The 23,571-nt window shown below is 71.5% G+C and carries 22 protein-coding genes and 5 tRNA genes; 18 read left to right on the top strand and 9 right to left on the bottom strand.

Annotated elements, in window-relative coordinates; translation table 11 throughout:
* Positions 1 to 12: 12 nt before the first annotated feature.
* The gene (locus ADK57_RS08135; protein ID WP_234390023.1) at positions 13 to 633 is read right to left on the bottom strand and encodes a lysophospholipid acyltransferase family protein; all 621 of its coding nucleotides are present in this window, start codon (positions 631 to 633) and stop codon (positions 13 to 15) included.
* A gap of 410 nt (positions 634 to 1,043) precedes the next feature.
* Between ADK57_RS08135 and ADK57_RS08130 the strand changes: the two genes are divergently transcribed.
* From ADK57_RS08130 to ADK57_RS08120, 3 genes are all read left to right on the top strand, one after another.
* Positions 1,044 to 2,237, top strand: a complete 1,194-nt coding sequence (locus ADK57_RS08130) for a glycerophosphodiester phosphodiesterase (RefSeq protein ID WP_053748677.1) — start codon at positions 1,044 to 1,046, stop codon at positions 2,235 to 2,237.
* A gap of 74 nt (positions 2,238 to 2,311) precedes the next feature.
* Positions 2,312 to 2,818 carry a sigma-70 family RNA polymerase sigma factor gene (locus ADK57_RS08125; protein WP_053748676.1) on the top strand — a complete coding sequence of 169 codons (507 nt, stop codon included), beginning with the start codon at positions 2,312 to 2,314 and terminating at the stop codon, positions 2,816 to 2,818.
* A 45-nt stretch (positions 2,819 to 2,863) separates the two neighbouring features.
* Complete coding sequence (locus ADK57_RS08120) at positions 2,864 to 3,361, top strand: GNAT family N-acetyltransferase (RefSeq protein ID WP_053748675.1); 498 nt, start codon at positions 2,864 to 2,866, stop codon at positions 3,359 to 3,361.
* A 33-nt stretch (positions 3,362 to 3,394) separates the two neighbouring features.
* On the opposite strand, the gene ADK57_RS08115 is transcribed toward ADK57_RS08120, so the two are convergent.
* Complete coding sequence (locus ADK57_RS08115; RefSeq protein ID WP_053748674.1) at positions 3,395 to 3,844, bottom strand: hypothetical protein; 450 nt, start codon at positions 3,842 to 3,844, stop codon at positions 3,395 to 3,397.
* A complete protein-coding gene (locus tag ADK57_RS08110; protein ID WP_053748673.1) occupies positions 3,825 to 4,184 on the bottom strand; it encodes a hypothetical protein in 360 nt (119 codons plus the stop codon). Before ADK57_RS08110 ends, ADK57_RS08115 begins: the two co-directional genes overlap by 20 nt.
* 69 nt (positions 4,185 to 4,253) lie before the next feature.
* On the opposite strand from ADK57_RS08110, the gene ADK57_RS08105 reads away from it, so the two are divergent.
* The 9 genes from ADK57_RS08105 (at position 4,254) to ADK57_RS08065 (ending at position 16,913) form a co-directional block, all read left to right on the top strand.
* Entirely contained in the window at positions 4,254 to 4,904 is a 651-nt protein-coding gene (locus tag ADK57_RS08105; protein ID WP_053748672.1) for an HAD family hydrolase, read from the top strand.
* A gap of 316 nt (positions 4,905 to 5,220) precedes the next feature.
* On the top strand, positions 5,221 to 6,327 hold the full coding sequence (locus tag ADK57_RS08100) for a methionine ABC transporter ATP-binding protein (protein ID WP_078973007.1): 1,107 nt from the start codon (positions 5,221 to 5,223) through the stop codon (positions 6,325 to 6,327).
* 20 nt (positions 6,328 to 6,347) lie between these two features.
* A complete protein-coding gene (locus tag ADK57_RS08095) occupies positions 6,348 to 7,070 on the top strand; it encodes a methionine ABC transporter permease (RefSeq protein WP_053748670.1) in 723 nt (240 codons plus the stop codon).
* Between the two features lie 75 nt (positions 7,071 to 7,145).
* A complete protein-coding gene (locus ADK57_RS08090) occupies positions 7,146 to 7,973 on the top strand; it encodes a MetQ/NlpA family ABC transporter substrate-binding protein (protein WP_053748669.1) in 828 nt (275 codons plus the stop codon).
* Between the two features lie 163 nt (positions 7,974 to 8,136).
* A complete protein-coding gene (locus tag ADK57_RS08085) occupies positions 8,137 to 8,775 on the top strand; it encodes a GNAT family N-acetyltransferase (RefSeq protein ID WP_053748668.1) in 639 nt (212 codons plus the stop codon).
* Positions 8,776 to 8,877: 102 nt separating this feature from the next.
* Complete coding sequence (gene cbiE, locus ADK57_RS08080; protein ID WP_053748667.1) at positions 8,878 to 10,098, top strand: precorrin-6y C5,15-methyltransferase (decarboxylating) subunit CbiE; 1,221 nt, start codon at positions 8,878 to 8,880, stop codon at positions 10,096 to 10,098.
* A gap of 379 nt (positions 10,099 to 10,477) precedes the next feature.
* Complete coding sequence (gene cobT, locus ADK57_RS08075) at positions 10,478 to 14,626, top strand: nicotinate-nucleotide--dimethylbenzimidazole phosphoribosyltransferase (protein WP_053748666.1); 4,149 nt, start codon at positions 10,478 to 10,480, stop codon at positions 14,624 to 14,626.
* Between the two features lie 171 nt (positions 14,627 to 14,797).
* A complete protein-coding gene (gene cobA / locus ADK57_RS08070; RefSeq protein WP_053748665.1) occupies positions 14,798 to 16,030 on the top strand; it encodes a uroporphyrinogen-III C-methyltransferase in 1,233 nt (410 codons plus the stop codon).
* Between the two features lie 64 nt (positions 16,031 to 16,094).
* The gene (locus ADK57_RS08065; RefSeq protein WP_053748664.1) at positions 16,095 to 16,913 is read left to right on the top strand and encodes a TrmH family RNA methyltransferase; all 819 of its coding nucleotides are present in this window, start codon (positions 16,095 to 16,097) and stop codon (positions 16,911 to 16,913) included.
* Between the two features lie 83 nt (positions 16,914 to 16,996).
* Here the strand turns inward: ADK57_RS08065 and ADK57_RS08060 are convergent, their stop codons facing one another.
* A complete protein-coding gene (locus ADK57_RS08060; protein WP_199830502.1) occupies positions 16,997 to 18,364 on the bottom strand; it encodes a serine/threonine-protein kinase in 1,368 nt (455 codons plus the stop codon).
* A gap of 196 nt (positions 18,365 to 18,560) precedes the next feature.
* Here ADK57_RS08060 and ADK57_RS08055 point away from each other — a divergent pair, with 196 nt between their 5' ends.
* From ADK57_RS08055 to ADK57_RS08040, 4 genes are all read left to right on the top strand, one after another.
* Positions 18,561 to 18,836 carry a hypothetical protein gene (locus ADK57_RS08055; RefSeq protein WP_053748662.1) on the top strand — a complete coding sequence of 92 codons (276 nt, stop codon included), beginning with the start codon at positions 18,561 to 18,563 and terminating at the stop codon, positions 18,834 to 18,836.
* 197 nt (positions 18,837 to 19,033) lie between these two features.
* On the top strand, positions 19,034 to 19,231 hold the full coding sequence (locus ADK57_RS08050) for a hypothetical protein (protein WP_053748661.1): 198 nt from the start codon (positions 19,034 to 19,036) through the stop codon (positions 19,229 to 19,231).
* 272 nt (positions 19,232 to 19,503) lie between these two features.
* Positions 19,504 to 20,466 carry a phosphotransferase family protein gene (locus tag ADK57_RS08045; protein ID WP_053748660.1) on the top strand — a complete coding sequence of 321 codons (963 nt, stop codon included), beginning with the start codon at positions 19,504 to 19,506 and terminating at the stop codon, positions 20,464 to 20,466.
* Positions 20,467 to 20,561: 95 nt separating this feature from the next.
* The gene (locus ADK57_RS08040; RefSeq protein ID WP_053748659.1) at positions 20,562 to 20,855 is read left to right on the top strand and encodes a zf-TFIIB domain-containing protein; all 294 of its coding nucleotides are present in this window, start codon (positions 20,562 to 20,564) and stop codon (positions 20,853 to 20,855) included.
* A 73-nt stretch (positions 20,856 to 20,928) separates the two neighbouring features.
* On the opposite strand, the gene ADK57_RS08035 is transcribed toward ADK57_RS08040, so the two are convergent.
* The 5 genes from ADK57_RS08035 to ADK57_RS08015 form a co-directional block, all read right to left on the bottom strand.
* A tRNA-Val gene (locus ADK57_RS08035) sits at positions 20,929 to 21,000 on the bottom strand.
* A gap of 53 nt (positions 21,001 to 21,053) precedes the next feature.
* Positions 21,054 to 21,125, bottom strand: a tRNA-Val gene (locus ADK57_RS08030).
* Between the two features lie 37 nt (positions 21,126 to 21,162).
* Positions 21,163 to 21,234 (bottom strand) — tRNA-Val (locus ADK57_RS08025).
* Between the two features lies 1 nt (position 21,235).
* A tRNA-Cys gene (locus tag ADK57_RS08020) sits at positions 21,236 to 21,309 on the bottom strand.
* Between the two features lie 37 nt (positions 21,310 to 21,346).
* Positions 21,347 to 21,419, bottom strand: a tRNA-Gly gene (locus ADK57_RS08015).
* Positions 21,420 to 21,597: 178 nt separating this feature from the next.
* On the opposite strand from ADK57_RS08015, the gene ADK57_RS08010 reads away from it, so the two are divergent.
* Positions 21,598 to 22,635: a chorismate-binding protein gene (locus tag ADK57_RS08010; RefSeq protein ID WP_053748658.1), complete on the top strand. Its 1,038-nt coding sequence runs from the start codon at positions 21,598 to 21,600 to the stop codon at positions 22,633 to 22,635.
* A gap of 82 nt (positions 22,636 to 22,717) precedes the next feature.
* Positions 22,718 to 23,539, top strand: a complete 822-nt coding sequence (locus ADK57_RS08005) for an aminotransferase class IV (protein ID WP_053748657.1) — start codon at positions 22,718 to 22,720, stop codon at positions 23,537 to 23,539.
* Positions 23,540 to 23,571 lie beyond the last annotated feature (32 nt).

The raw sequence follows: 23,571 nt of genomic DNA, 5'->3' as shown, positions 1-23,571 counted from the left end.
CCCGGCGGAGCGTTACGCGGCCTTCGCCTTGGTGGCGTACATGTCCACGTACTCCTGCCCGGACAGCCGCATGACCTCGGTCATCACGGAGTCGGTCACCGCCCGCAGGACGTAGCGGTCGCGGTCCATGCCCTCGTAGCGGGAGAACTCCATCGCCTCGCCGAAGCGGACCGTGACCCGGCCGGGGCGCGGCATGCCGGCGCCGCCGGGCTGGATCTTGTCGGTGCCGATGATGGCGAACGGTACGACAGGCGCGCCGGTCATCATGGCCAGCCGGGCGATGCCCGTACGGCCCCGGTAGAGCCGGCCGTCCGGGGAGCGCGTGCCCTCCGGGTAGATGCTGAAGACCTTGCCCTCCTCCAGCACCCGGCGGCCGGTCATCAGCGCGGCGACACCGCCGCGGCCACCGTCCCGGTCGACCGGGATCATGCCGCAGCCCGTGAAGAACCAGGCCATCAGCCGGCCCTTGACGCCCTTGCCGGTGACGTACTCGTCCTTGCCGATGAAGAAGACCTGCCGGTCGCAGAAGAGCGGCATGATCATCGAGTCGATGAACGTGAGGTGGTTCCCGGCCAGGATCACCGGACCGTCGCCCGGGATGTTCTCCGCGCCCTCCACCTGTGGGCGGAACATCAGGCGCATGATCGGTCCGAGCACTGCCTTGATGAGCGCGAAGCGGGACAACGGGCCCTCCGGTGTCAAGAGAATGGCGAGGGAATCAGTATGAGTCTGTGCAGGTGAGGACATTACTCGCGGCCCGGGGGGTCGCGCACATCGGGCACGTCGGATTCACCGAGGTCTTACGCACTGTTGACGCCCGTTTACCTGCACCGGCACCGCGTTGCCCGGCGGTAACCCGAACGGAACGATGTGACAGAGGTCGCGTACCCCGCGTCGCGGCCGTGAAGCCGACGGCGCATCAGACATCTGTTCCCATACGACATCCCGTGTCACCCGCGTGTTCCGCCGCAGGTCTCCCGCCCGCCATGGACACCCACCTACGATCGGCGCGCATCGACGAGCCGACGGCAGGGAGGGCGCTCATGGGAACGCAGAGGTCGCAGGGGTCGCAGGGGTCGCAGGGGTCGAACGAGCAGACGGACGGTACCGGGCGGCGGGCGCTCCTGGGCGCGGCGGTGCTCGGAGCCGGTGGAGCGGTTCTCGGACTGTCGGGCACGGCGAGAGCTGCCGGTACCGGGTACGGGAGCGGCGGGTTGAAGAGCCTGCCCGTGCCGACGATCATCGGCCACCGGGGCGCCAGCGGCTACCGCCCGGAGCACACCTTCGGCTCCTACCAGCTCGCCCTCGACCTGGGCGCCGACATCGTCGAGGCGGGCGACCTGGTGCCCACCAGGGACGGCCACCTCGTCTGCCGCCACGAGCCGGAGATCGGCGGCACGACCGACGTGGCGAGCCACCCCGAGTTCGCCGACCGCAAGACCACCAAGGTCCTCGACGGCGTCTCCACCACCGGCTGGTTCACCGAGGACTTCACGCTCGCCGAGCTCAAGAGGCTCCGCGCGGTCGAGCGCATCCCGGCCAACCGCCCGCACAACACCCTCTACAACGGCCGCTGGGAGATCCCCACCTTCGAAGAGGTCCTGAAGTGGCAGGACGAGCAGACCCGCAGGCGCGGCAAGCAGGTCTGGATCTACCCCGAGGCCAAGCACCCCACCTACTTCCGCAAGCTGGGCCTCGGCCTGGAGGAGCGGATCGCCGCTCTGCTGCGCAAGTACGGCAAGGACAGGAGGAACTCGCCGGTCATCCTCCAGTCCTTCGAGCCGACCAGCATCCAGCGCCTCGACAAGCTCGTGGACAACCCGCTGGTGGTCCTCCTGTCCACCGCGGGCAGCCGCCCCTGGGACTTCGTCGCGACCGGCGACCCCCGCACGGTCGCCGACCTCGTCACCCCCGAGGGCCTCAAGGAGATCGCCTCCTACGCCCAGGGCATCGGCCCCACCCTCGACCTGGTCATCCCGCGCGACTCCGCCGGCAACCTCACCGCACCGACCACCCTCGTCAAGGACACCCACGCGGCGGGCCTGATCCTGCACCCGTACACCATGCGCAACGAGAACCCCTTCCTGCCCGCAGACTTCCGCAAGGGCACCGACCCCGACGCCTACGGCGACGTCTTCGGCGCGTACCGGGCGTACTTCGCGACGGGCATGGACGGCGTCTTCACCGACAACCCGGACACCGGCCTCCTGGCCCGTCAGGACTTCGTCAACGTCTGAGCCACCGGCCCCGGTTGGGGTGACAGCCGGCCGCCCGGGCAACCCGCAGCCCGGGCGGCGGCGTCGCCCTGCATATGACGCACGACCTCGTCACCGCCCTGCGCCCCCTGCTCACCGCCGAGGCCTCCGCCGAGGCACATGCCACCGGTGCGGAACCGGGCGACCTGGAGCAGGCGGTCTGGCTCCGTCTCCTGGAGCACCTGGACACCCAGGGCCCGCCCCTCGACCCGCACGGCTGGCTCCGCCGCGCCGTCCGCTCCGAGTCCCGCCGCACCCGCCGTACGACCCGGCTCGAACGACCGTACGGCGCCGAGCCGGCCGACGAGGGCGCCCCCACCCCCGAACAGCTCGCCCTCGCCTCGGCCCGCCGCCGCGCCCTGCACGACGCGGTACGCCGCCTCCCCGGCCGCTGCCCGAGTCTGCTGGCGGCCCTCCTGTCGCCCCGGGACCTCACATACCGGGAAATCGCGGGGGAGTTGGGTATGTCACAGGGCAGTCTTGGCCCGGAACGTTCCAGATGTCTGGGATGTCTGCGCCGATTGCTCACACCGGAGGTTGCGGCCCGCGGAGCGCGGGGATAGGAGTGAGGGACGACAGGTGATCAGGTGAGCGGGAGGCGTGCGCACATGGGCATGAGCGTGACCATCTCGGCGGCGACCGAGCAGGATGTGGAGCAGATCTTCAGGCTGCAGTACCTGTGCTTCCAGAGCGAGGCCGCTCTGTACGGCAACTACCGCATCGACCCGCTCGTCCAGAGCCTGGACTCCGTCCGCGAGGAGGTCCTCGCGGACTGCGTCTTCGTGGCCCGGCTGGGCGACGAGGTCGTCGGCTCGGTCCGCGGCTCGGTGACCGAGGACGGCGCCGCCGCCATCGGCAAGCTCTGCGTCCACCCCCGCCTCCAGGGCCACGGAATCGGCGCGAGGCTGCTCCGTGCCGCCGAGTCGGCGCTGGCCGAGGAGCGCGGCGCCAAGAAGTTCCGCCTCCACACGGGCCACCGCAGCGAGGGCAACCTCCGCCTGTACCGCCGGGTGGGGTACGAGACGGTGGGTACGTCGAAGGGCGCCGACGGGGTGGAGATGATCGTCCTGGAAAAGCTTGCGGGGGCTTTCGCGGCAACGGCGTGACGACTCACATGTGACGGATGCCGCCCGACACCCTCAGGCGGCATTCCCCTGTCGCGCGGCCTTGCGCAGCCAGTACATCGCAGACAACGGCAGCAGCACGGGGATGAAGACGTACCCCATCCCGAAGTCCGACCACACGGTCGCGTCGGGAAACGCGGACGGCTCCACCAGCGTCCATGTGCCGACGGCCAGTACACCCACCAGCTCGGCACCACAACACACCAGTGCGGCCTTGCGTGCCGTCTCCCCACCCCGCACCAGCGAGTACGTGATGAACCCGTAGACGAGCCCCGCCACCGCGGACAACGAATACGCGAGCGGCGCCCGGTCGAACTCCGTGGAAATCTGCACGGCCGAGCGCGACACCGCCCCGACGACCATCACGCCGTACAGCCAGACCAGCAGCATCCCCGGCCCGCTGATCAGCCGCTGCCGCGTCGGCTTCTCCTCCGTCACGGCCACCTCAGCCTCCCCAGATGTCATAGAGCCGCACCTCGAGCACCGCCAGCACGACACCGCCGGCGGCGACCGTCACCGAGCCCCATCGCGTCCGCTCGGCCAGCGACATGAACCCCGCCACCGGGATGCACGCGAATGCGCCCAGCAGGTACGCCACGAAGATCGTCGTGCCCTGGTCCGGCTTCTCGCCCCGCGCCAACTGCACGATCCCGACCACCAGCTGGACGAGGGCCAGCACGGACACCACGGCCATCCCGATGAAGTGCCAGTCCTTGGTCGGCTGATCACGGTACGCGGCCCAGCCGCACCACGCGGCGAGCAGAAGTGCGGCGACGCCGGTCACGAGCGTCAGGGCATCAAGCATGCCGCGACCCTATTACGGGCCAAAAGGTCCGATGCGGCCGACCCCGGGGTGCACCGTAGGGTCGAAGGCATGAAGATCCATGCACAAGCCCTTCTGTTCGACAACGACGGAACCCTCGTCTCCTCCCTCGCCTCGGTGGACCGCTGCTGGACGCAGTGGGCCGTGGAGTACGGGATCACCGTCGAGGAGTTCGCACGCGTCGAACTGCACGGGCGGCCGGCCGCCGAGATAGCCGCCGACCTGCTGCCCTCGCACCTCGTCCCGGAGGCCGTCGCGCGGATCGAGAAGCTGGAGGTGGAGGACGTACCCAACGACGGCGTCCACCTGCTGCCCGGCACCAAGGCCTTCCTCGACGAGCTGCCCGCGGAGTGCTGGGCCGTCGTCACCTCCGCCACCCGGCGCCTCGCCGAGGCCCGCCTCGACGCCGTCGGCATCCTGCCCAAGACGCTCATCGCCGCCGACGACATCACGCGCGGCAAGCCCGACCCGGAGCCCTACCTGCTCGCCGCCCGCCAACTGGGCGTCGACCCGTCCCGCTGCGTCGTCTTCGAGGACGCCCCGGCCGGCCTCCAGGCGGGCCGCGCCGCCGGAATGACCACCGTGGCATTGACCACAACCCACCAGGCCCACGAGCTCACCGCCGACCTTGTGGTGAAGGACCTCTCGGCCTTGTCCGTACTGGTCACCGACGGGGGAGTGGAGATCTCCGTACGCGACTGACGGGTGTCCACCTCTGTCCGGCATCCGGACACCAACGCTTTGTCAGGACCGTAGGTCTGCTTTACTGATCGCATGACCACGACGAGCAGCCGCACCCTTGCGACCGAGGCGACCATGACGCCCGGTGCTCGTTGTATGTGTCGAATGTGCGCCTTCTAGAGGGCCCCTGCACCACCCTGAGCCTCGCGCCCCGAAGCGAGCCGCCGTGGCATGTCCGTACGCCGTGAACGTCGTACGTGACTGACGCCGCCCCCGCGCACCTGTTCTCCCCGGTTCCCCATGCCACCGCACGAGAACCGTGCCGCGTTCCGACCGAATGCACCCGCCAGGGCACACCCACGCCCTGCACACGACAGTGACGGAAACCCACGTGATCACCACATCGGGCCTGACGAAGATCTATAGGTCCCATCGCTCGAGCGGCCGTGAGGTCACCGCCCTCGACGGCGTCGATCTCCACGTCCGCGAAGGCGAGGTGTACGGCGTCATCGGCCAGTCCGGCGCCGGCAAGTCCTCGCTCATCCGCTGCGTCAACCTGCTGGAGCGCCCCACCGCCGGGACGGTGACCGTCGCCGGGCAGGACCTCACCGCCCTCGCCGGGCGCGGTCCCCGGGCCGGCCGGGAACTCCGCCGGGCGCGCAGCCGTATCGGCATGGTCTTCCAGCACTTCAACCTGCTGTCCACCCGGACCGTGCAGGACAACGTCGAGCTGCCGCTCGAGATCCTCGGCAAGTCGGGTCAGGAGCGCTCCCGCAAGGCCCTGGAGCTGCTCGACCTCGTCGGTCTCGCGGACAAGGCGAAGGCCTATCCGGCTCAGCTCTCCGGCGGCCAGAAGCAGCGGGTCGGCATCGCCCGTGCCCTGGCCGGCGACCCCAAGGTCCTGCTGTCCGACGAGGCGACCAGTGCCCTCGACCCCGAGACCACCCGCTCCATCCTTCAGCTGCTGCGCGACCTGAACCGGCAGTTGGGGCTGACCGTCCTGCTCATCACCCACGAGATGGACGTCGTGAAGTCGGTCTGCGACTCGGCCGCCCTCATGGAGCGGGGCCGCGTCGTCGAGTCCGGCACGGTCAGCGAGCTGCTCGCGACCCCGGGCTCCGAGCTGGCCTCCGCGCTGTTCCCGGTGGGCGGCGAGGCCTCCGGCGCCGACCGGACCGTCGTCGACGTCACCTTTCAGGGCGAGGCCGCGACCCAGCCGGTCATCTCCCAGCTCTCGCGCACGTACAACATCGACATATCGATCCTCGGCGCCGCCATCGACACCGTCGGCGGTCTCCAGATCGGCCGGATGCGCATCGAACTGCCCGGCCGCTACGAGGACAACGTCGTGCCGATCGGCTTCCTGCGCGAACAGGGTCTGCAGATCGACGTGGTCGGCGAAGAGGGCCAGGAGCCCGTGCTGGCGAAGGAAGGTGCCAAGTGACCTGGACCGATTGGTCTGAGATGCAGCCCCTGCTGGCGCAGGCGTGTTGGGACACGCTCTACATGGTCGGCTGGTCCGCGCTGATCGCCGTCGTCGGCGGTCTCCCGCTCGGCGTCCTCCTCGTCCTCACGGACAGGGGCGGACTGCTCCAGAACGTCGTCGCGAACAAGGTCATCGGGCAGGTCGTGAACATCGCCCGCTCCATGCCGTTCATCATCCTGATGGTCGCGCTGATGGGCTTCACGCGCTCGATCACCGGCACGACCATCGGCCGCGAGGCGGCCATCGTGCCGCTCGCGATCGGTGCGATCCCCTTCTTCGCGCGCCTGGTCGAGACGGCCGTCCGGGAAGTGGACGGCGGGCTCGTCGAGGCCGTGCAGTCGATGGGCGGCAACACCTGGACGATCGTACGGAAGGTCCTCGTGCCCGAGTCCCTGCCGTCGCTGATCTCCAGCACCACGACCACGATCGTCGCCCTCATCGGCTACTCCGCGATGGCCGGCACGGTCGGCGCAGGCGGCCTCGGCGACATTGCCATCCGGTACGGCTACCAGCGCTTCGAGACCGAGCTGATGTGGATCACCGTGGCCATCCTCGCGGTCGTCATCTCGGTCATCCAGTTCGCCGGCGACTACGCGGCCCGCTCCCTGCACCGCCGGGGCGGCCGGTCCGGCCCCGCGCCGAGGCTGCGCCTGCTGAAGGCGAAGGAGCCGGCGACGGCCGACATCGGCAAGGTCGTCTGACCCGCCCACCCCACCTGCAGATCTCCCCGCACACCCATCGCGGGGTCGCTCCACCCATAAGGAAAGGCACTTTTCGTGCGTAACACCACCAAAATCACCACCGCCGTCCTCGCCGCCGGAGCCCTCACCCTCGGGCTCACCGCATGCGGCTCGGACCAGGACTCCGCCTCCGACACCAGCGGACCGCTGGTCGTCGCCGCGAGCCCGACCCCGCACGGCGAGATCCTCGACTACGTCAAGGACAACCTGGCGAAGAAGGCGGGACTCGACCTGGAGGTCAAGGAGTTCACCGACTACACGACGCAGAACCCCGCGACCGAAGACGGCTCGGTGGACGCCAACTACTTCCAGAACAAGCCGTATCTCGACGACTTCAACAAGAAGAACGGCACGGACATCGTGCCCGTCGTCACGGTCCACCTGGAGCCGCTCGGCCTCTACTCCCACAAGGTCAAGAGCGTCGAAGCCCTGAAGAGCGGTGCCACCGTCGCCGTCCCGAACGACACGGTCAACGAGGCCCGGGCGCTCAAGCTGCTCGACGCCAACGGGATCATCACGCTCAAGGACGGCGTGGGCAACGAGGCCACCCCCTCGGACATCGCCAAGAACCCGAAGAACCTCACGTTCAAGGAGCTGGAGGCGGCCCAGACCCCGCGCTCCCTGGACGACGTCGACGCGGCCGTCATCAACGGCAACTACGCCATCGAGGCCGACCTCAAGCCCGCCGAGGACGCCCTCGTCCTGGAGTCCGCGAAGAACAACCCCTACGGCAACTTCCTCGCCGTCAAGAAGGGCAACGAGGACGACCCGCGCGTGAAGAAGCTCGCGGGGCTCCTCACCTCCGCCGAGGTCAAGAAGTTCATCGAGGACGAGTACGCCGGGTCCGTGCTCCCGTCCTTCTGAAGGACTGTCAGTTCCGACTGACGGGGCGTATACGGCGTATCGCCACGGACGGGGTCCACTCCTGCACAGTGGGGGAGGACCCCGTCGTGCGGTTCGGTGCTCACATGCTGCATGCTGGGCAGTTCAGCAGGCTGAAGGTTTCCCGACGGTTACGGAGCGGCGCATGACTGGCACCTTCCCCAACATCTCCATCAGCACGGAGCGGTTGGTGCTGCGTCCCCTCGACGAGGACGACGTGCCTGCCCTGGCCGAGATGATGAACGACGAGCAGGTCGCGGCCTGGACCGACGTGCCCCAGCCCTACACCGAGGAGCGGGCCCATACCTGGATCACCGAGTACGCGCCCACCGAACGCCAGGCGGGCCGCGGCCTCGACCTCGCCGTCACCGAGTTCCTCACCCAGCGCCTGGTCGGCATAGTCCAGCTCGCCAGGACGAACTGGCACATCAGGTCCACCGAACTGTCGTACATCATCGCCCCCTGGGCCCGTGGCGAGGGGTACGCCTCGGAGGCCGCCCTGGCCACCGCCCAGTGGCTCCTGCGCGACCGGAAACTCGAACGCATAGAGCTGCGCACGGCGGCCGACAACACCGCCTCCCAGCAGGTCGCCCAGAAGATCGGCTGTATCAGCGAGGGCGTCCTGCGCAACGCCTGCATAGCGCACGTCCGTACCGAGGACGGCACCTGGGCAGACCTCCGCACCGACTTCATCGTGTGGAGCCTGCTCCCGGAGGACCTCGACGGCGCGGGCGAGCAGCTTGCCGACTCCGGCGGTTTCACGTCGTTCTCGGACTGGAACTGAACGAGGTGGCCACCGGCTCGGTCGCCTCCACCAGGTACCCTCACGGAGCCCGGCATCCGGGCCCCTGACAACCTGCGCAAACCCCCTGGAGACTGAGAGACGATGGCCGACCGGGTCACGGTGATCGGCTGGGACGGCTCGCCGCTGACCGCCGCGGCGCGCTCCGCCCTCGGCGCCGCCACGCTCGTGGCCGGTGCCGCCCACCACCTGGCGCTCCCCCAGGTGCCACCCGGCGCCGAGCGCATCCGCCTCGGCAGCGTCGCCCTCGCCGCCCGCCGTATCGCCGGCCACCGCGGCAGCGCGGTGGTGCTCGCCGACGGCGACCCCGGCTTCTTCGGAGTCGTACGCACGCTGCGCGCCCCCGAGTTCGGCCTGGAGGTGGAGGTCGTTCCCGGTGTCTCCTCCGTAGCCACCGCCTTCGCCCGCGCCGGCATGCCCTGGGACGACGCTCAGGTGGTCGTCGCACACCGGCGCACCCTGCGCCGCGCGGTCAATGTGTGCCGCGCCCACACCAAGGTCGCCGTCCTCACCTCGCCCGGCGCGGGCCCCGCCGAACTCGGCCTCCTCCTCGAAGGCGTCCACCGGACCTTCGTCATCTGCGAGGAGCTCGGCACCGATCGCGAGCAGGTCACCGTCGTCACCTCCGACAAGGCCGCCGACCACACCTGGCGCGACCCGAACCTGGTCATCGTCATCGGTGGATCCGTCGCACCCGGTGTCGCGAAGGAGGAGGGCGGCTGGATCGCCGGACGCGCACCGGGCACCGCACCGCGCGGCTGGGCGCTGCCCGCCGAGGCGTACGGCGGTGATCTGGGCGAAGGCGAGGGGGAACTGCTCCGCGCAGCCCAACTCGCCCGGCTCGGACCGCGCGTCGGTGACCTCGTGTGGGACATCGGCTGCGGCAGCGGCGCCTTCGCCACCGAGGCGGCACGGGCCGGGGCGGCCGTCATCGCCGTCGACCGGGACCTGGAGGCGTGCGCTCGCACCGAGGCCGCCGCACGCGGCTTCGGGGTGCAGCTGCAGATCGTGCGCGGCACCGCACCGCACGTCCTGGAGAACCTGCCCGAACCGGACGTCGTCCGCGTCGGCGGCGGGGGAGCGGCCGTGGTCTCGGCCGTGGCCGACCGCCGTCCGCAGCGCATCGTGACGCACGCGGCGACCCGCGACGCGGCCGAACTCGTCGGCCGCGGCCTGACCGAGCACGGCTACCAGGTGGAGTGCGCCCTCGTTCAGTCCGTCGAACTCGACACGCGGGCCTGGACGGAGACCGAGCGGAGCGTCGCGTTCCTGCTCAGCGGCCTGCTGCCGGACCGTACGGCCTGACTCCGGTCCCATCCCGGATCCCGTCCCCGTGATCCTGTTGTCGTACTGCTCGCGGTAGGCTGGCCGATCGTTGTACCGCACTCGGATGTCCGGCGCTTCGTTGGTCAATGTCCGGAAAACGCGCCCCTTTTGGGGCGCGTGTGGTACGGCAGAACCGGAGGACGCGCAACGTGGCGCAGTCCACAGCGGGCCGTCGCGGGTGAAGCTGTCGCGACGGAGCAACGGCCGCGACAATGCCAGTTAATGGCTTTGTCGTCTTTTGGCGACGGGTCGTTCGTGCCGCTGGGCACGCGCGCTCGTTGTTCACTGCGGGGCGGTCGGTGCGCCGTTCCGGGTGAGCCGGCCGAAGAAGCACTAACCGATGGGCGAGGGGTTACGCATGACCGACACCGGCCAGGTCCCGGGCGAGGGACTGCCGGAGAACGCAGGCATGGTGGAGCAGCCGGGCGCCCCTGCGCACGGTGCGTACACCTACCTCTCCGAGACCACTGCCGAGGACGAAGACCTGTTGCTGCTGCCGGGCGCCCAGGGCGCTTGGGGCAACGAGGTCGCCCCGCCCCCGCCGGAGCCGGTCGTCGAGACCGTGCACGAGCCCGGCCCGCACGAGATGTCCGGCCGGGACAGCGGCTCGGTCGACCTGGGCGGCGTCCGCCTGCCCGATTCCGGGCCGCAGTCGATGCCGGTTGCGCCGCGCCGCCCCCTGCACCTCGGCCCGCCCATCCCCGACACCTCCGCGAGCCCGGTCCGCTCCCTCGCCGACCGCGGCGCCGTAGGCGCACCGGTACGGCAGTCCGGCCTGCCCGCGACCGGCGTCGAGTACCTCGACGCCCCCCAGCAGCTCCGGGAGATGTCGCCCCAGGGCGCGACACCCTGGGGCGCGGCCCCTGTCCAGGGCGCGGTCCAGGCACCGGTGAGCCCCGAGGCGGCGGCTGCCGAAACGGTTGTCCCGGCGCCCGTCCAGGAAGCCGAGCCGGTGGGTGCGGCCCAGGCCGCGGTGACCCGTCTCGCAACGGAGGCCGGCACGGCGACGGCTCCGCAGGCCGAGGACACCGTGCCTGCGTCGGAGCCTGCCCAGACGGTGGGCGACGGGTTCGGCGCGGAGGCCGCGGAGCCTGCGGAGCCGGCGGAGGGGCAGGGCGACGCAGTCGCTCAGGCTCAGGAGAGTCAGAACGGTGCGGTCGCTCAGGTCCCGGACGACCAGGACGCCGGGTTCGCGCAGGCGGATGCTCAGGGAGACGCGATGGCGCAGGCTTCCGACGGTCAGGACGCCGGGTTCGCGCAGGCTCCGCCGGTCCCGGACCCCGGCGGACTCGGCGCACCGACTGCTGAGGTCCACGCGCTGACTGCTGAGGTCCAGGAGGGCGGTTACGCCGAGGAGGCTCCGCAGGGTGGCGCGGTCGCGCCCGGTGGCGAGGCCGGGTTCGACGGTGACGTCCCGCAGTTTTCCGCGGAGACGCACGCTCTGGATGCCGAGCAGATGCCGGAGACCGTCCAGGTGCCCGACGCGGAGCAGGTTCCGGTGACCGCCCCGCTTGCGGACGAGGGGCAGGCACTGGGCGTCGTACAGGACGAGGCCGCCGGCGCCGTGGCGGCGGCCGAGCCCGAGCAGGCGGCAGCGCTCGCCGTGGACGGTGGACAGACCGAGGGAGTCTCCTCTGTTGCCGACGCCGGCCAGGAGCAGGGCGTCGACGCCCTTGCCGAGGCCGGCCACGACCTGGTCACCGACGCCGGGCAGCCACCGGCAGCCGACCTCGCCGTGGAGTCCGAGCCGGTCCTGGAAGCCGCTCCCGCTCCCGACGCCGTGGAGGGGCCGGAGGCAGTGCACATCGCCGAGGCCGACCCCGCGTCCGAGATCGCACCGGTGTCCGAGGCCGTCGCCCCTGACATCGCGCCGGGCTTCGAGACCGCCACCGGGCAACCCGCCACCGCGGAGCCCGGGACCGCTGGAGCCGACACCTCCCTGGACGCCGCGCAGATTCCGGCCCCCGACGCCTTCGCGAACGCGGCACAATTTCCCGAAGCCGCAGGTCAGGGCGCCGTGCCCTATCCCGAAGCCGCAGGTCAGAACACCGTGCCCTTTCCCGAAGCCGCAACTCAGGACGCCGTACAGCCGCTGCCTTCCGAGGCCCAGGTCGTCGAGCACGCGCAGACCGCACCCGAAGCCGTACCCTTCCCGGCCGCTGCGGAGGCCGCGCAGGCCCCGCAGCACGTGGACGGCTCGACGGCGCCCGTCGAAGAGGTCCCCGCAGCCGTGACCCCCGAGCCGTCTCCCCAGTACGCCGCAGCCGACCAGGCCGCGCCGGAGCAGAGCCAGGTGCCCCTCGCGGACGCCCAGCCCGTCCAGGACGTGCAGGGCCCGCAACTCGTCCCGGACGCGTCCCTCGCGCACGAGGGCACCGCGGACCCGGTCGCGACGGCAGCCGAACTCCCCGAGGCGCAGCCCCGGTTCGAGGCGCCCGACACCATGGCTCCGGCACCGGAGCCCCACGTCGACCAGCCCCTGGGCCAGTTCGTCCAGGTCGAGGGTTCGGTGCCGACCACTCCGCACCTGGCGCCGACACCCCCGCACGCCATGACGCTCCCTCCGGAGGACCCGCAGGCCCCGGAACCCGTCGCGGCGGTCCCCGCCCCCCGCGAGGGCGACCCCGCACTCGTACAGCACGCGGAGGACCTGGACACCAGGGCCGCCGACCAGGACGACCGGCAGGACCGGCAGGACCGGCAGAATCAGCAGGACCGGCAGGACCAGGAAGAGATGAGCACCGCGCCAGTGGAAGACGTACGACAGTCCACCGGCCCGGCCGCGCCCGCCTACGAAGACGCCGAGCGCGAGGCCGTCCTCAAGGTCATGCGTGAGCGCCGCGACATCCGCAACGGCTTCCGCAGCGACCCGATCCCGCACGAAGTGCTGCTCCGCGTCCTGGAGGCGGCCCACACCGCTCCCTCCGTCGGCCACTCGCAGCCCTGGGACTTCGTCGTCATCCGCTCGGCGGAGACCCGCAGCGGCATGCACGAACTGGCCATGCGCCAGCGGGACGCCTACGCGAAGTCCCTCCCCAAGGGCCGGGCGAAGCAGTTCAAGGAACTGAAGATCGAGGCGATCCTCGACACCCCGGTGAACATCGTCGTCACCGCCGACCCGACCCGCGGCGGCCGCCACACCCTCGGCCGGCACACCCAGCCGCAGATGGCCCCGTACTCCGCCGCGCTCGCGGTAGAGAACCTCTGGCTCGCCGCCCGCGCCGAGGGCCTCGGCGTCGGCTGGGTCAGCTTCTTCGACGAGCGCGAGATGGTCCGCGCCCTCGGCCTGCCCGAGCACCTCGAGGTCATCGCGTACCTCTGCGTGGGCTATGTCGACGAGTTCCCGGACGAGCCCGAGCTGATGCAGGCCGGCTGGTCCAAGCGCCGCCCGCTGTCGTGGGTCGTCCACGAGGAGATGTACGGCCGCCGCGCGCTGCCCGGCGAGGAGCCGCACGACCTGCTCGGCGAGACCGTCGCGCAGATCCGCCCGCTGGACGCCAAGGCGCTCGGCGAGGCGTGGGAGCGGCAGAAGCGGATGACGAAGCCGGCCGGCGCGCTCGGCATGCTGGAGATCATCTCCGCACAGCTCTCCGGTCTGTCCCGTCAGTGCCCGCCGCCGATCCCGGAACCCGCGGCCGTGGCGATCTTCGCGGGTGACCACGGCGTCCACGCGCAGGGCGTCACCCCCTGGCCGCAGGAGGTAACGGCCCAGATGGTCGCCAACTTCCTCGGTGGCGGCGCGGTCTGCAACGCCTTCGCCGCCCAGGTGGGCGCCGAGGTCTGCGTCGTCGACGTGGGCGTGGCGGCCGATCTCCCCGCGACCCCCGGTCTGCTGCCCCGCAAGGTCCGCGCGGGCACGTCCGACATGACCACCGGCCCCGCGATGACCCGCGAGGAGGCCAAGCAGGCCATCGAGGTGGGCATCGACACGGCCCGCGACCTGGTGGCGGCCGGCAACAAGGCCCTGTTGACGGGCGAGATGGGCATCGCCAACACGACCGCTTCGGCGGCCCTGATCTCGGTCTTCACCGACACGGACCCGGCCGACGTGACGGGCCGCGGCACCGGCATCAACGACGAGACCCTCGCCCGCAAGACCGAGGTCGTCCGCCGTGCCATCGAACTCCACCAGCCGGACCCGGCCGACCCCATCGGCGTCCTCGCCGCGATCGGCGGCTTCGAACACGCCGCCATCGTCGGCCTGCTCCTCGGCGGCGCCTCCCTCCGTACGCCGGTGATCCTGGACGGCGTCAGCGCCGGCGCCGCCGCCCTGGTGGCCCGGGCCATCGCCCCCGAGGTCCTCGCGGCCTGCATCGCCGGCCACCGCAGTGCCGAGCCCGGCCACGTGGCCGCGTTGAACAAGCTGGGCCTGCGCCCCCTGGTCGACCTGGACCTGCGCTTGGGCGAGGGCACGGGCGCGCTGCTGGCGCTCCCGCTGGTGCAGAGCACGGCGAGAGCGATGCACGAGGTGGCGACCTTCGACTCCGCAGGGGTAACTGAGAAGTAGGCCTCCGTGGTCCGTGGGCAGTCGTTCCGCATGGCGGAACGGGTGGGCACGGACCACGCACCCGCAGACGGCGACGTGCCCAGTCACTGGACCACCTGAGCCGTCATACCCCCCTGCCCTTTAAAATCCGCACGTCAGGGCCACCGCACCGCACCGAGGAGCCGCACCCTCATGGCCGAACACCCCGCCTACCCCGTAGGCCTTCGCCTGACCGGCCGCAGGGTCGTCGTCCTCGGCGGCGGCCAGGTCGCCCAGCGCCGCCTCCCGGCACTGATCGCGGCAGGTGCCGACGTCCACCTCGTGTCCCCCGAGGCGACTCCCTCGGTCGAGGCGATGGCGGACGCGGGCGAGATCACCTGGACGAAGCGCCCGTACGCCGAAGGCGACCTCGCCGACGCCTGGTACGCCCTGATCGCCACCAGCGACCCGGAGGCGAACACACACGCCTCCGCCGAGGCGGAGACGCACCGCGTGTGGTGCGTCCGCTCCGACGACGCCGACGCGGCGACCGCCTGGACCCCGGCGACCGGCACCAGCGAGGGCGTCACCGTGGCCGTGCTCACCACGAACGCCAAGGGTCGAGACCCCCGCCACACCGCCGCCATCCGCGACGCGGTCGTCGAGGGCCTGCGCGACGGCACCCTCGTCGCTCCCCACCACCGCTCCCGCACCACCGGCGTCGCCCTCGTCGGTGGCGGCCCCGGCGACCCGGACCTGATCACGGTCCGCGGCCGCCGTCTCCTCGCCGAGGCCGACGTCGTCATCGCCGACCGCCTCGGTCCGCGCGACCTCCTCGCCGAACTTCCCCCGCAGGTCGAGGTGATCGACGCGGCGAAGATCCCGTACGGCCGTTTCATGGCCCAGGAGGCCATCAACAACGCCCTGATCGAGCACGCCAAGCAGGGCAAGTCGGTCGTACGGCTGAAGGGCGGCGACCCGTACGTCTTCGGCCGTGGCATGGAGGAGCTCCAGGCCCTCGCCGAGGCCGGCATCCCCTGCACCGTCGTCCCCGGCATCTCCAGCTCGATCTCGGTCCCGGGCGCGGCCGGCATTCCGGTCACGCACCGCGGGGTCGCCCACGAGTTCACTGTGGTCAGCGGCCATGTCGCCCCTGACGACGAGCGCTCCCTGGTCGACTGGCCGTCCCTCGCCAAGCTGACCGGCACGCTCGTGATCCTCATGGGCGTCGACAAGATCGGCAGGATCGCCGAGACCCTGGTCGCCCACGGCAAGTCCCCGGACACCCCGGTAGCCCTCGTCCAGGAGGGCACGACCGCGGCGCAACGCCGGGTCGACGCGACCCTCGCGACGGTCGCCGAGACGGTCCGCACGCAGGAGGTCAGGCCCCCGGCGGTCATCGTCATCGGCGAAGTGGTGGGCGTAGGTCCGCAGAGCCTCGCGTAACCCCGGGTAACACAACCCGTCCCAAGCCGTTGGCACCGCACCCAGGACAAGGCAGTATCACCCTGTGGCCGATCTCATCACCGTCGAGGACCCCGACGACCCGCGCCTGCACGACTACACGGGCCTGACCGACGTCGAACTGCGCCGCAAGCGCGAGCCGGCCGAGGGCCTGTTCATCGCCGAGGGCGAGAAGGTCATCCGGCGGGCCAAGGACGCCGGGTACGAGATGCGGTCGATGCTGCTGTCCGCCAAGTGGGTCGACGTCATGCGCGACGTCATCGACGAGCTCCCGGCCCCGGTCTACGCGGTCGGCCCGGAGCTCGCCGAGCAGGTCACCGGCTACCACGTGCACCGCGGCGCGCTCGCCTCGATGCAGCGCAAGCCGCTGTCCACGGCGGCCGACCTCCTCCAGACCGCCCGCCGGGTCGTCGTCATGGAGTCGGTCAACGACCACACCAACATCGGCGCGATCTTCCGCTCGGCCGCCGCCCTGGGCATGGACGCGGTCCTGCTCTCCCCGGACTGCGCCGACCCCCTCTACCGCCGCAGCGTCAAGGTCTCCATGGGTGCGGTCTTCTCCGTGCCGTACGCCCGTCTCGACACCTGGCCCAAGGGCCTTGAGTCGGTCCGCGAGGCGGGCTTCACCCTCCTCGCCCTCACCCCGGACCCCAAGGCCAGGACGCTCGACGAAGCCGCCCCCCACAAGATGGACCGGGTGGCCCTGATGCTCGGCGCCGAGGGCGACGGCCTCTCCACCCAGGCCCTGGTGGCCGCCGACGAATGGGTCCGCATCCCCATGGCCCACGGAGTCGACTCCCTCAACGTGGGCGCGGCGGCCGCGGTCGCCTTCTACGCGGTGGCGACGGGCCGCCCCGCGCCCTAGTCAGCCGGCGCCGGGCGCGCGGGAAGCGCCTGGTCGGACGTCGTGAGTGTCGACTCGCACCGCTCGGACATCACCGGCGCGTCCTACGGCTCGTCGCCCCGCTGCACGTCCCGCACCGGCTGTTGCTGCTCATTCCGTACGACGTTCCCCTCGCCGCCGAGCCCTCGCGGGGGCCCCTGACAGCCCTGCGCCGCGGCGATGCCGAGCGCCACCAGCAGCGTGACCACGACGAACACGAACAGCCGCTGGCGCAGCAGTCGCGGATTGGCGGGCCGCCGCCCCGTGCCCGTGCCCCGCTGGGTCGGCCGACCCGTACCACTGCGCGGCGCCGGACGCTTCCCACCGCCGGAGCGCGTCGTGTTCCGCGCCGCCCCCGAGCGCGACGACGGACCGCCGCCCCGCGAAGCACTGCCACCCCGTGACGGAGCCCCGCCCCGCACCGGAGCGGGACCGCGCGAAGCGGGACCACTCCGCGGTGGGGGAGTCCCTTGGGTACCCGCGATGCCCTGCTGCCCCTGCGGACGCCGCTGCGGAGCCCGCTCCGGGTAAGTGTCGGCGAGCCGCCCGGTGGGCCGGTCCGTCTCACCGCCGCGCGGCGCGGGCGGCCGTACGTCCGCGAGGCCCTGCGTCTCCCGAGCGGCGATCTCCTTCAGCCGCAGCGACAGCTGGAGCGTGCTGGGCCGCTCCTCGGGGTCTTTCGCCAGACATGCCCGGACCAGCGGAGCCAGGGCGTCCGGTACGCCGTGCAGCTGCGCCTCCTCGTGCACCACGCGGTACAGCATCACCTCGGAACTGCCGTGCCCGAAGGGCGAGTCGCCCATCGACGCGTACGCCAGGGTCGCGCCGAGGGAGAACACGTCCGTGGCGGGCGTCACCGCGGCGCCGCGCACCTGCTCCGGGGCGAGGAAGCCGGGGGAGCCGACGGCCGTACCGACATGGGTGAGCGTCGAGGCGCCGGTCGCCCAGGCGATGCCGAAGTCGATGATCCGCGGCCCCTTGGGGGACAGCAGGATGTTGGACGGCTTGAGGTCCCGGTGCACCACACCGGCCTCGTGCACCGCCACCAGCCCCTCCGACAGGGCTGCCCCGACGGCGGCCACGTCGGCAGCGCCCAAGGCACCCTCGTCGGCGACCTTGTCGTGCAGGGAGGGCCCGGGGACGTACTGCGTGGCGAACCAGGGCCGGTCGGCGTCGAGGTCGGCGGCGACGAGCCGTGCCGTACACCCGCCGCGAATCCGCCGCGCCGCAGACACCTCGCGCGCGAACCGCGAGCGGAACTCCTGGTCCTCCGCCAGATCCGGCCGGATCACCTTGAGCGCCACCCGCTGACCCTTGCGGTCGGAGCCGAGGTAGACAACGCCCATCCCGCCCGCGCCGAGCCGTCTGTGAAGCCTGAACGAGCCGACGACGCGCGGGTCCTCGCGCCTCAGGCGCATCATCGCCATGTTCATCCCCGCTGCCCGGTCCGTGTGACGTGCCACAGCTTACGTTTCCACGGCCCGCCGCGCGCAGAGGCCGCGCCCTCTCGGCCCGGTCGATTGTCAGTGCCGGGTGGGAGACTTGAGGAGTGGTCAGGGAGGTCGCGGGCCGGGCGACTTGGGCTGGTCTGTGCTCCCAACCACCCGTCGCAGAAGGGGGATTGAACCCGTGAAGGGTGATCGCGTGGAGATAGTCGTGGACGCCGGGGACACGACGCGTACATACGAGGTGGTGGCGAGCAGGGCGGGCCGCCGGGTGGAGACAGCGGTACGCCGAGGGGTCGTGGAAGTGAGCGAAGTCACCCGCAGCGGCTCCGTAGTTCGCACGGCCCGTTTCATGGCGAACCGGGTTCTGGCGCTGGTCGAGCAGCCGATCCCGCGAGAGGACAGCTCGGAGAAAGCGGGGCACAGCGGGCGCCCCCTCCGGGAAGACCCCGAGACCTAGGTCCCCGTCTCCACCCACGGGAGTACTCCGCAGGTCATGGCTCATCCTCCGGGAGGCCCGGCAATCGGTACGAGGGCATGACGTGCGCCGAGCGCCGGACGCCTAGATTTGAGGTCAAGCGGCGGGTGCAGCACTCGTCCCCCGAGGTCAGACACCCGCCGCTGCCAATGACAACAGAGACGGTCAGGAGAGGGACCATGGCCTACACGGCACCGCGGACACTGGTCCGCACCCAGGAGCGCATCGCGCTCCGCCCCCGCCGCACAGGCCGTCGCCACCCCCTGGTGGCGACACTCATGGCCCTTCCCCTGGCGGCCCTGCTTCTCCTCGTCTTCGACGGCTGGGAGACAGTGGCCACACAAGCGTCGTCCGTGGGAGTGATGCTGGGGCGCTGAGCGGCGACCCCAGGCCCGGAAGAGCGGTCCGGGCGGGGACATCCACCCATGAAACCCCGTGGGGACGGGGGTGCGGCGGACGGCAAAAATGCCGGCGCAGCTGGGGAGCTGCGCCGGCATTGCTTTGCCCTGAACCCGAATCGGCCCGCACGGCATGCGTGCGGGCCGATTCGGGTTCAGGGCAGGCAGCCCCGGGGCGGGGTTCACCTCTCGACCGACCGAGACGGGCGGCTACCCTCGCCAACGACCCGCCGTCCCGCGCCAGGAGCCCAGTGACGCACCCCCTGCTTTCCGACCTCACCACCCGAGCCAAGGCCAAGGCCCACTCGGCAGCGTCCGCCTGCCCCTGCGGAGCAACGGGCGGAGCATCCGGCGCTGCGACCGCGACCCTCGCCGACCGCCCCGACGCCACAGTGGTCCGTCACGCCGGCACCGTCGCCAAGGCCCATGCCCCGGACACGGCCCGCACCGACCTGACCCCCCGCCTCACCGCCGCCGCCCACCTCCCCGGCATCCTCCTGCCCCCGCTCAGCCCGACGCCGGTCGACCTGCACGGCAGGCTCGTGACGTTCTGGCCGTACGGCACCCCCGTGGACCCGGAGTCCCCGGACGCGGCCCCCTGGGAGGACGCCGCCACCCTCCTCGCGCACCTCCACCGGACCCCCACCACGGCCCTGCCCCACTCCGCACCCGTGCCCCCCATGCGCGGCCCCGCCAAAGCCGCCCTCGCGGTCGCCCGCCTCCGCACGACAGCCGCTCACCACCCCGCCACGACCCCCGTCCTGCACGCCTGGTCCGCCCTGCCCGCCTGGGCCCGGGCCGAGGCCCCGATGCCGGACACCGCCACTCTCTGCCACGGCGACCTCCATCTCGGCCAACTCGTCCGCCATCCCGCCCCCGACGGCCCGTGGCTGCTCATCGACGTCGACGACCTCGGCGTCGGCGTCCCGGCGTGGGACCTCGCCCGTCCCGCGGCCTGGTACGCCTGCGGACTGCTCCCGCCCGACGAGTGGGCCCGCTTCCTGACCGCCTACCGCGCGGCGGGCGGACCCGCCGTCCCCACAGCCGGCGACCCCTGGCCCGCACTGGACGCCCCGGCCCGCGCCCTCACCGTGCAGACCGCCGCCCGGTCGATCGCCAAGGCCGTAGCGGCGGACCGCCCCCTGGACGACGTGGATCAGGCCCTGGTCGACGCCTGCGACCGGATGGTTTCCACCCCGTCGGAAATGGCGTGAGGTTTCCCCAAGTAGGGTGCAACCGACCGCAGCCGGACAGAGTCTGTCCTGGCGAAACACTAAGCAGGACCGACCGGCGAGGAGTTGAGCCGACCATGCAGTGTCCGAAGTGCCATGCGCCGATGCACACGTACAACCGCAACGGCGTCCAGATCGAGCAGTGCAGCGGCTGCCGCGGCATATTTCTCGACTACGGCGAGCTCGAGGCGCTGACCCGCCTGGAGTCCCAGTGGGGCGGCCCCGCCGTCCCGCCGCCCCCGGCCGCGCCGCAGTACCCGGCCGCACCCGGCGCTCACGCTCCCGCCTGGGGCGCCCCGCACGGCGGTCACGGCGGCCACCACGGCCACCACCGCGACAGGGGCTTCGGCCGCATGCTGTTCTCCAGCTGACGGCTGCCGGTCGGCCGGCAGCCGACCGGCACACGAAGAAGCCCCCGGCCGCAGGGCCGGGGGCTTCGGTGTGTGGACGATACTGGGATTGAACCAGTGACCTCTTCCGTGTCAGGGAAGCGCTCTCCCGCTGAGCTAATCGTCCTCGGGACCACGATCACTCCGCGTCACTCCGAAGAGCGGATCATGGGCACTGCGTGCGCGATACTGGGATTGAACCAGTGACCTCTTCCGTGTCAGGGAAGCGCTCTCCCGCTGAGCTAATCGCGCGGGTTCGGACCTTTGCCGTACGTGCTGCAAGATCCAGTGGACGATACTGGGATTGAACCAGTGACCTCTTCCGTGTCAGGGAAGCGCTCTCCCGCTGAGCTAATCGTCCTTGGAGGTGGAGACGGGATTTGAACCCGTGTAGACGGCTTTGCAGGCCGTTGCCTCGCCTCTCGGCCACTCCACCAGGAGTGCAGGGGGCCGGGAAGACCCCTGTTCCTTCGAGCGGACGACGAGGTTCGAACTCGCGACCTCAACCTTGGCAAGGTTGCGCTCTACCAACTGAGCTACGTCCGCCTGTCGTTTCGGTCCGCTCCCGCGTCCCGGCGACGACTGAACTCTAGCGGATTCCCGGGCCAGCACAAAAACGCGTTTGCGCAGCGTGCTGCGCTACGCCTGCTCAGGGACGTGCCCGGGTCTCCCCGAGGGACACGGCCAGGTCACGTGCCGGACCCCCCGTCCTAGACTCGTCAGCGTGCTCGACCTCCCTCCCCTCGCCCGTTTCGGCGACCGCGTCGCCACCGGTCTCCTCGACGTCACCAGTGATCCCGCGGCCCTCGACTCCACCGGTTTCTGGGCGGTCTGCGCCGACTTCGAGGGCCGTCTGACCTGCGCCCGCTTCGGGGACGTACGGAAGGAGCCGGTGCCCGCCCCGGTGCCGGGGGAGTGGCGGGGGCCCGCCGCCGGTGACTGGACGTCCTCCCTCGACCGCGCCGCGTACACGGCGGGGGTGCGGCGCATCCGTGAGCACATCGCCACCGGTGCGGTCTACCAGGCCAACCTCTGCCGGGTGCTGTCCGCGCCCGTGGCCCCGGACGCCGACGTGGACGCCCTCACCGCGCTGCTGGCGCGCGGCAACCCGGCGCCGTACGCAGGAACGATTCGGCTGCCCGGCCACGGTGTGGAGATCGCCACGGCCTCACCCGAGCTGTTCCTGCGGCGCGATGGCCGGGTCGTCGAGTCCGGCCCGATCAAGGGCACCGGACGCACCGAGGCGGACCTCCTGGAGAAGGACTACGCCGAGAACGTGATGATCGTGGACCTCGTCCGCAACGACATCGGGCGCGTCTGCGCCACCGGCAGCGTGACCGTCCCCGACCTGTGCGCCGTCGAGAAGCACCCCGGCCTGGTTCACCTCGTGTCGACCGTCCGCGGCGAACTGCGCGAGGACGCCGGCTGGCCCGAACTGCTCGCCGCCGCCTTTCCGCCCGGATCGGTCACCGGTGCGCCCAAGTCGAGCGCGCTGCGGATCATCGAGGCGCTGGAGAGGGGGCCCAGGGGGCCGTACTGCGGCGGCATCGGCTGGGTTGACGCCGACCGTGGCGCCGGAGAGCTGGCGGTGGGCATCCGCACCTTCTGGATCGACCGTACGGAGGGCGTACTGCGCTTCGGTACCGGCGCCGGCATCACCTGGGGGTCCGACCCCGGGGCCGAGTGGCGGGAGACCGAACTCAAGGCATCCCGGCTGCTCGCGGTAGCGTCGGGATCGTACGAGGTGACAGGGGGACCCTGACGTGCTGTGCCGGCCCGGGGGACAACCCCCGGACCCCCGGCCGATGGCGCGCCCCCGGTACGGACTTGCGAGGTAGAGACCAGTGAAGCTTTGGCTCGACGGCGGGCTGCAGGACATCGAGTCCGCCCGCGTCTCCGTCTTCGACCACGGCCTGACCGTGGGCGACGGCATTTTCGAGACGGTGAAGGCGGTGGACGGCAGGCCGTTCGCGCTCACCCGGCACCTCGACCGGCTGACCCGCTCCGCGCGCGGCCTCGGCCTGCCCGACCCCGACCTCGACGAGGTGCGCCGCGCCTGCGCCGCCGTCGTCGAGGCCAACCCGATGCCGCTCGGCCGGCTGCGCATCACGTACACCGGCGGCCACGGTCCGCTCGGCTCCGACCGCGGCGAGCGCGGCCCGACGCTCGTGGTCGCCCTCGGCGAGTCCGCCCGGCGTCCCGACTCCACGGCCGTGATCACGGTCCCCTGGACCCGCAACGAGCGCGGCGCGCTCACCGGCCTCAAGACGACCTCGTACGCCGAGAACGTCGTCGCCCTCGCCCGAGCCCGCGAACAGGGCGCTTCCGAGGCGCTGTTCGGCAACACGGTCGGACAGCTCTGCGAGGGCACCGGGTCGAACGTCTTCGTCGTCCTCGACGGCCGGATCCACACCCCGCCGCTCGCTTCCGGCTGCCTCGCGGGCATCACCCGTGCCCTGGCCGTCGAGTGGACGGGCGCCAAGGAGACGGACCTGCCGCTGGACGTCCTGGAACGGGCCGACGAGGTCTTCCTGACCTCCACCCTGCGCGACGTACAGGCCGTGCACCGGGTCGACGGCCGCGAACTGGCGGGCGCACCGGGCCCGGTGACGGCCAAGGCCATGCGGATCTTCGACGAGCGGTCAGGGAACGACCTCGATCCGTAAAAGCGGAACATATTCGGCTGCCCCGAAGCGCG

The organism is Streptomyces sp. MMG1533, assembly GCF_001279775.1.
GTDB lineage: Bacteria > Actinomycetota > Actinomycetes > Streptomycetales > Streptomycetaceae > Streptomyces.
Note: the sequence above shows the minus strand (reverse complement) of the source record. Positions and strands in the feature narration are given on the sequence as shown.

Bases quoted from the DNA above. Each gene is read 5' to 3' on its own strand.
- ADK57_RS08135 (WP_234390023.1), bottom strand. From the start codon at position 633: ATGTTCCGCCCACAGGTGGAGGGCGCGGAGAACATCCCGGGCGACGGT.
- ADK57_RS08130 (WP_053748677.1), top strand. From the start codon at position 1,044: ATGGGAACGCAGAGGTCGCAGGGGTCGCAGGGGTCGCAGGGGTCGAAC.
- ADK57_RS08125 (WP_053748676.1), top strand. From the start codon at position 2,312: ATGACGCACGACCTCGTCACCGCCCTGCGCCCCCTGCTCACCGCCGAG.
- ADK57_RS08120 (WP_053748675.1), top strand. From the start codon at position 2,864: ATGGGCATGAGCGTGACCATCTCGGCGGCGACCGAGCAGGATGTGGAG.
- ADK57_RS08115 (WP_053748674.1), bottom strand. From the start codon at position 3,844: ATGACATCTGGGGAGGCTGAGGTGGCCGTGACGGAGGAGAAGCCGACG.
- ADK57_RS08110 (WP_053748673.1), bottom strand. From the start codon at position 4,184: ATGCTTGATGCCCTGACGCTCGTGACCGGCGTCGCCGCACTTCTGCTC.
- ADK57_RS08105 (WP_053748672.1), top strand. From the start codon at position 4,254: ATGAAGATCCATGCACAAGCCCTTCTGTTCGACAACGACGGAACCCTC.
- ADK57_RS08100 (WP_078973007.1), top strand. From the start codon at position 5,221: ATGCACCCGCCAGGGCACACCCACGCCCTGCACACGACAGTGACGGAA.
- ADK57_RS08095 (WP_053748670.1), top strand. From the start codon at position 6,348: ATGCAGCCCCTGCTGGCGCAGGCGTGTTGGGACACGCTCTACATGGTC.
- ADK57_RS08085 (WP_053748668.1), top strand. From the start codon at position 8,137: ATGACTGGCACCTTCCCCAACATCTCCATCAGCACGGAGCGGTTGGTG.
- cbiE (WP_053748667.1), top strand. From the start codon at position 8,878: ATGGCCGACCGGGTCACGGTGATCGGCTGGGACGGCTCGCCGCTGACC.
- cobT (WP_053748666.1), top strand. From the start codon at position 10,478: ATGACCGACACCGGCCAGGTCCCGGGCGAGGGACTGCCGGAGAACGCA.
- cobA (WP_053748665.1), top strand. From the start codon at position 14,798: ATGGCCGAACACCCCGCCTACCCCGTAGGCCTTCGCCTGACCGGCCGC.
- ADK57_RS08060 (WP_199830502.1), bottom strand. From the start codon at position 18,364: ATGAACATGGCGATGATGCGCCTGAGGCGCGAGGACCCGCGCGTCGTC.
- ADK57_RS08050 (WP_053748661.1), top strand. From the start codon at position 19,034: ATGGCCTACACGGCACCGCGGACACTGGTCCGCACCCAGGAGCGCATC.
- ADK57_RS08040 (WP_053748659.1), top strand. From the start codon at position 20,562: ATGCAGTGTCCGAAGTGCCATGCGCCGATGCACACGTACAACCGCAAC.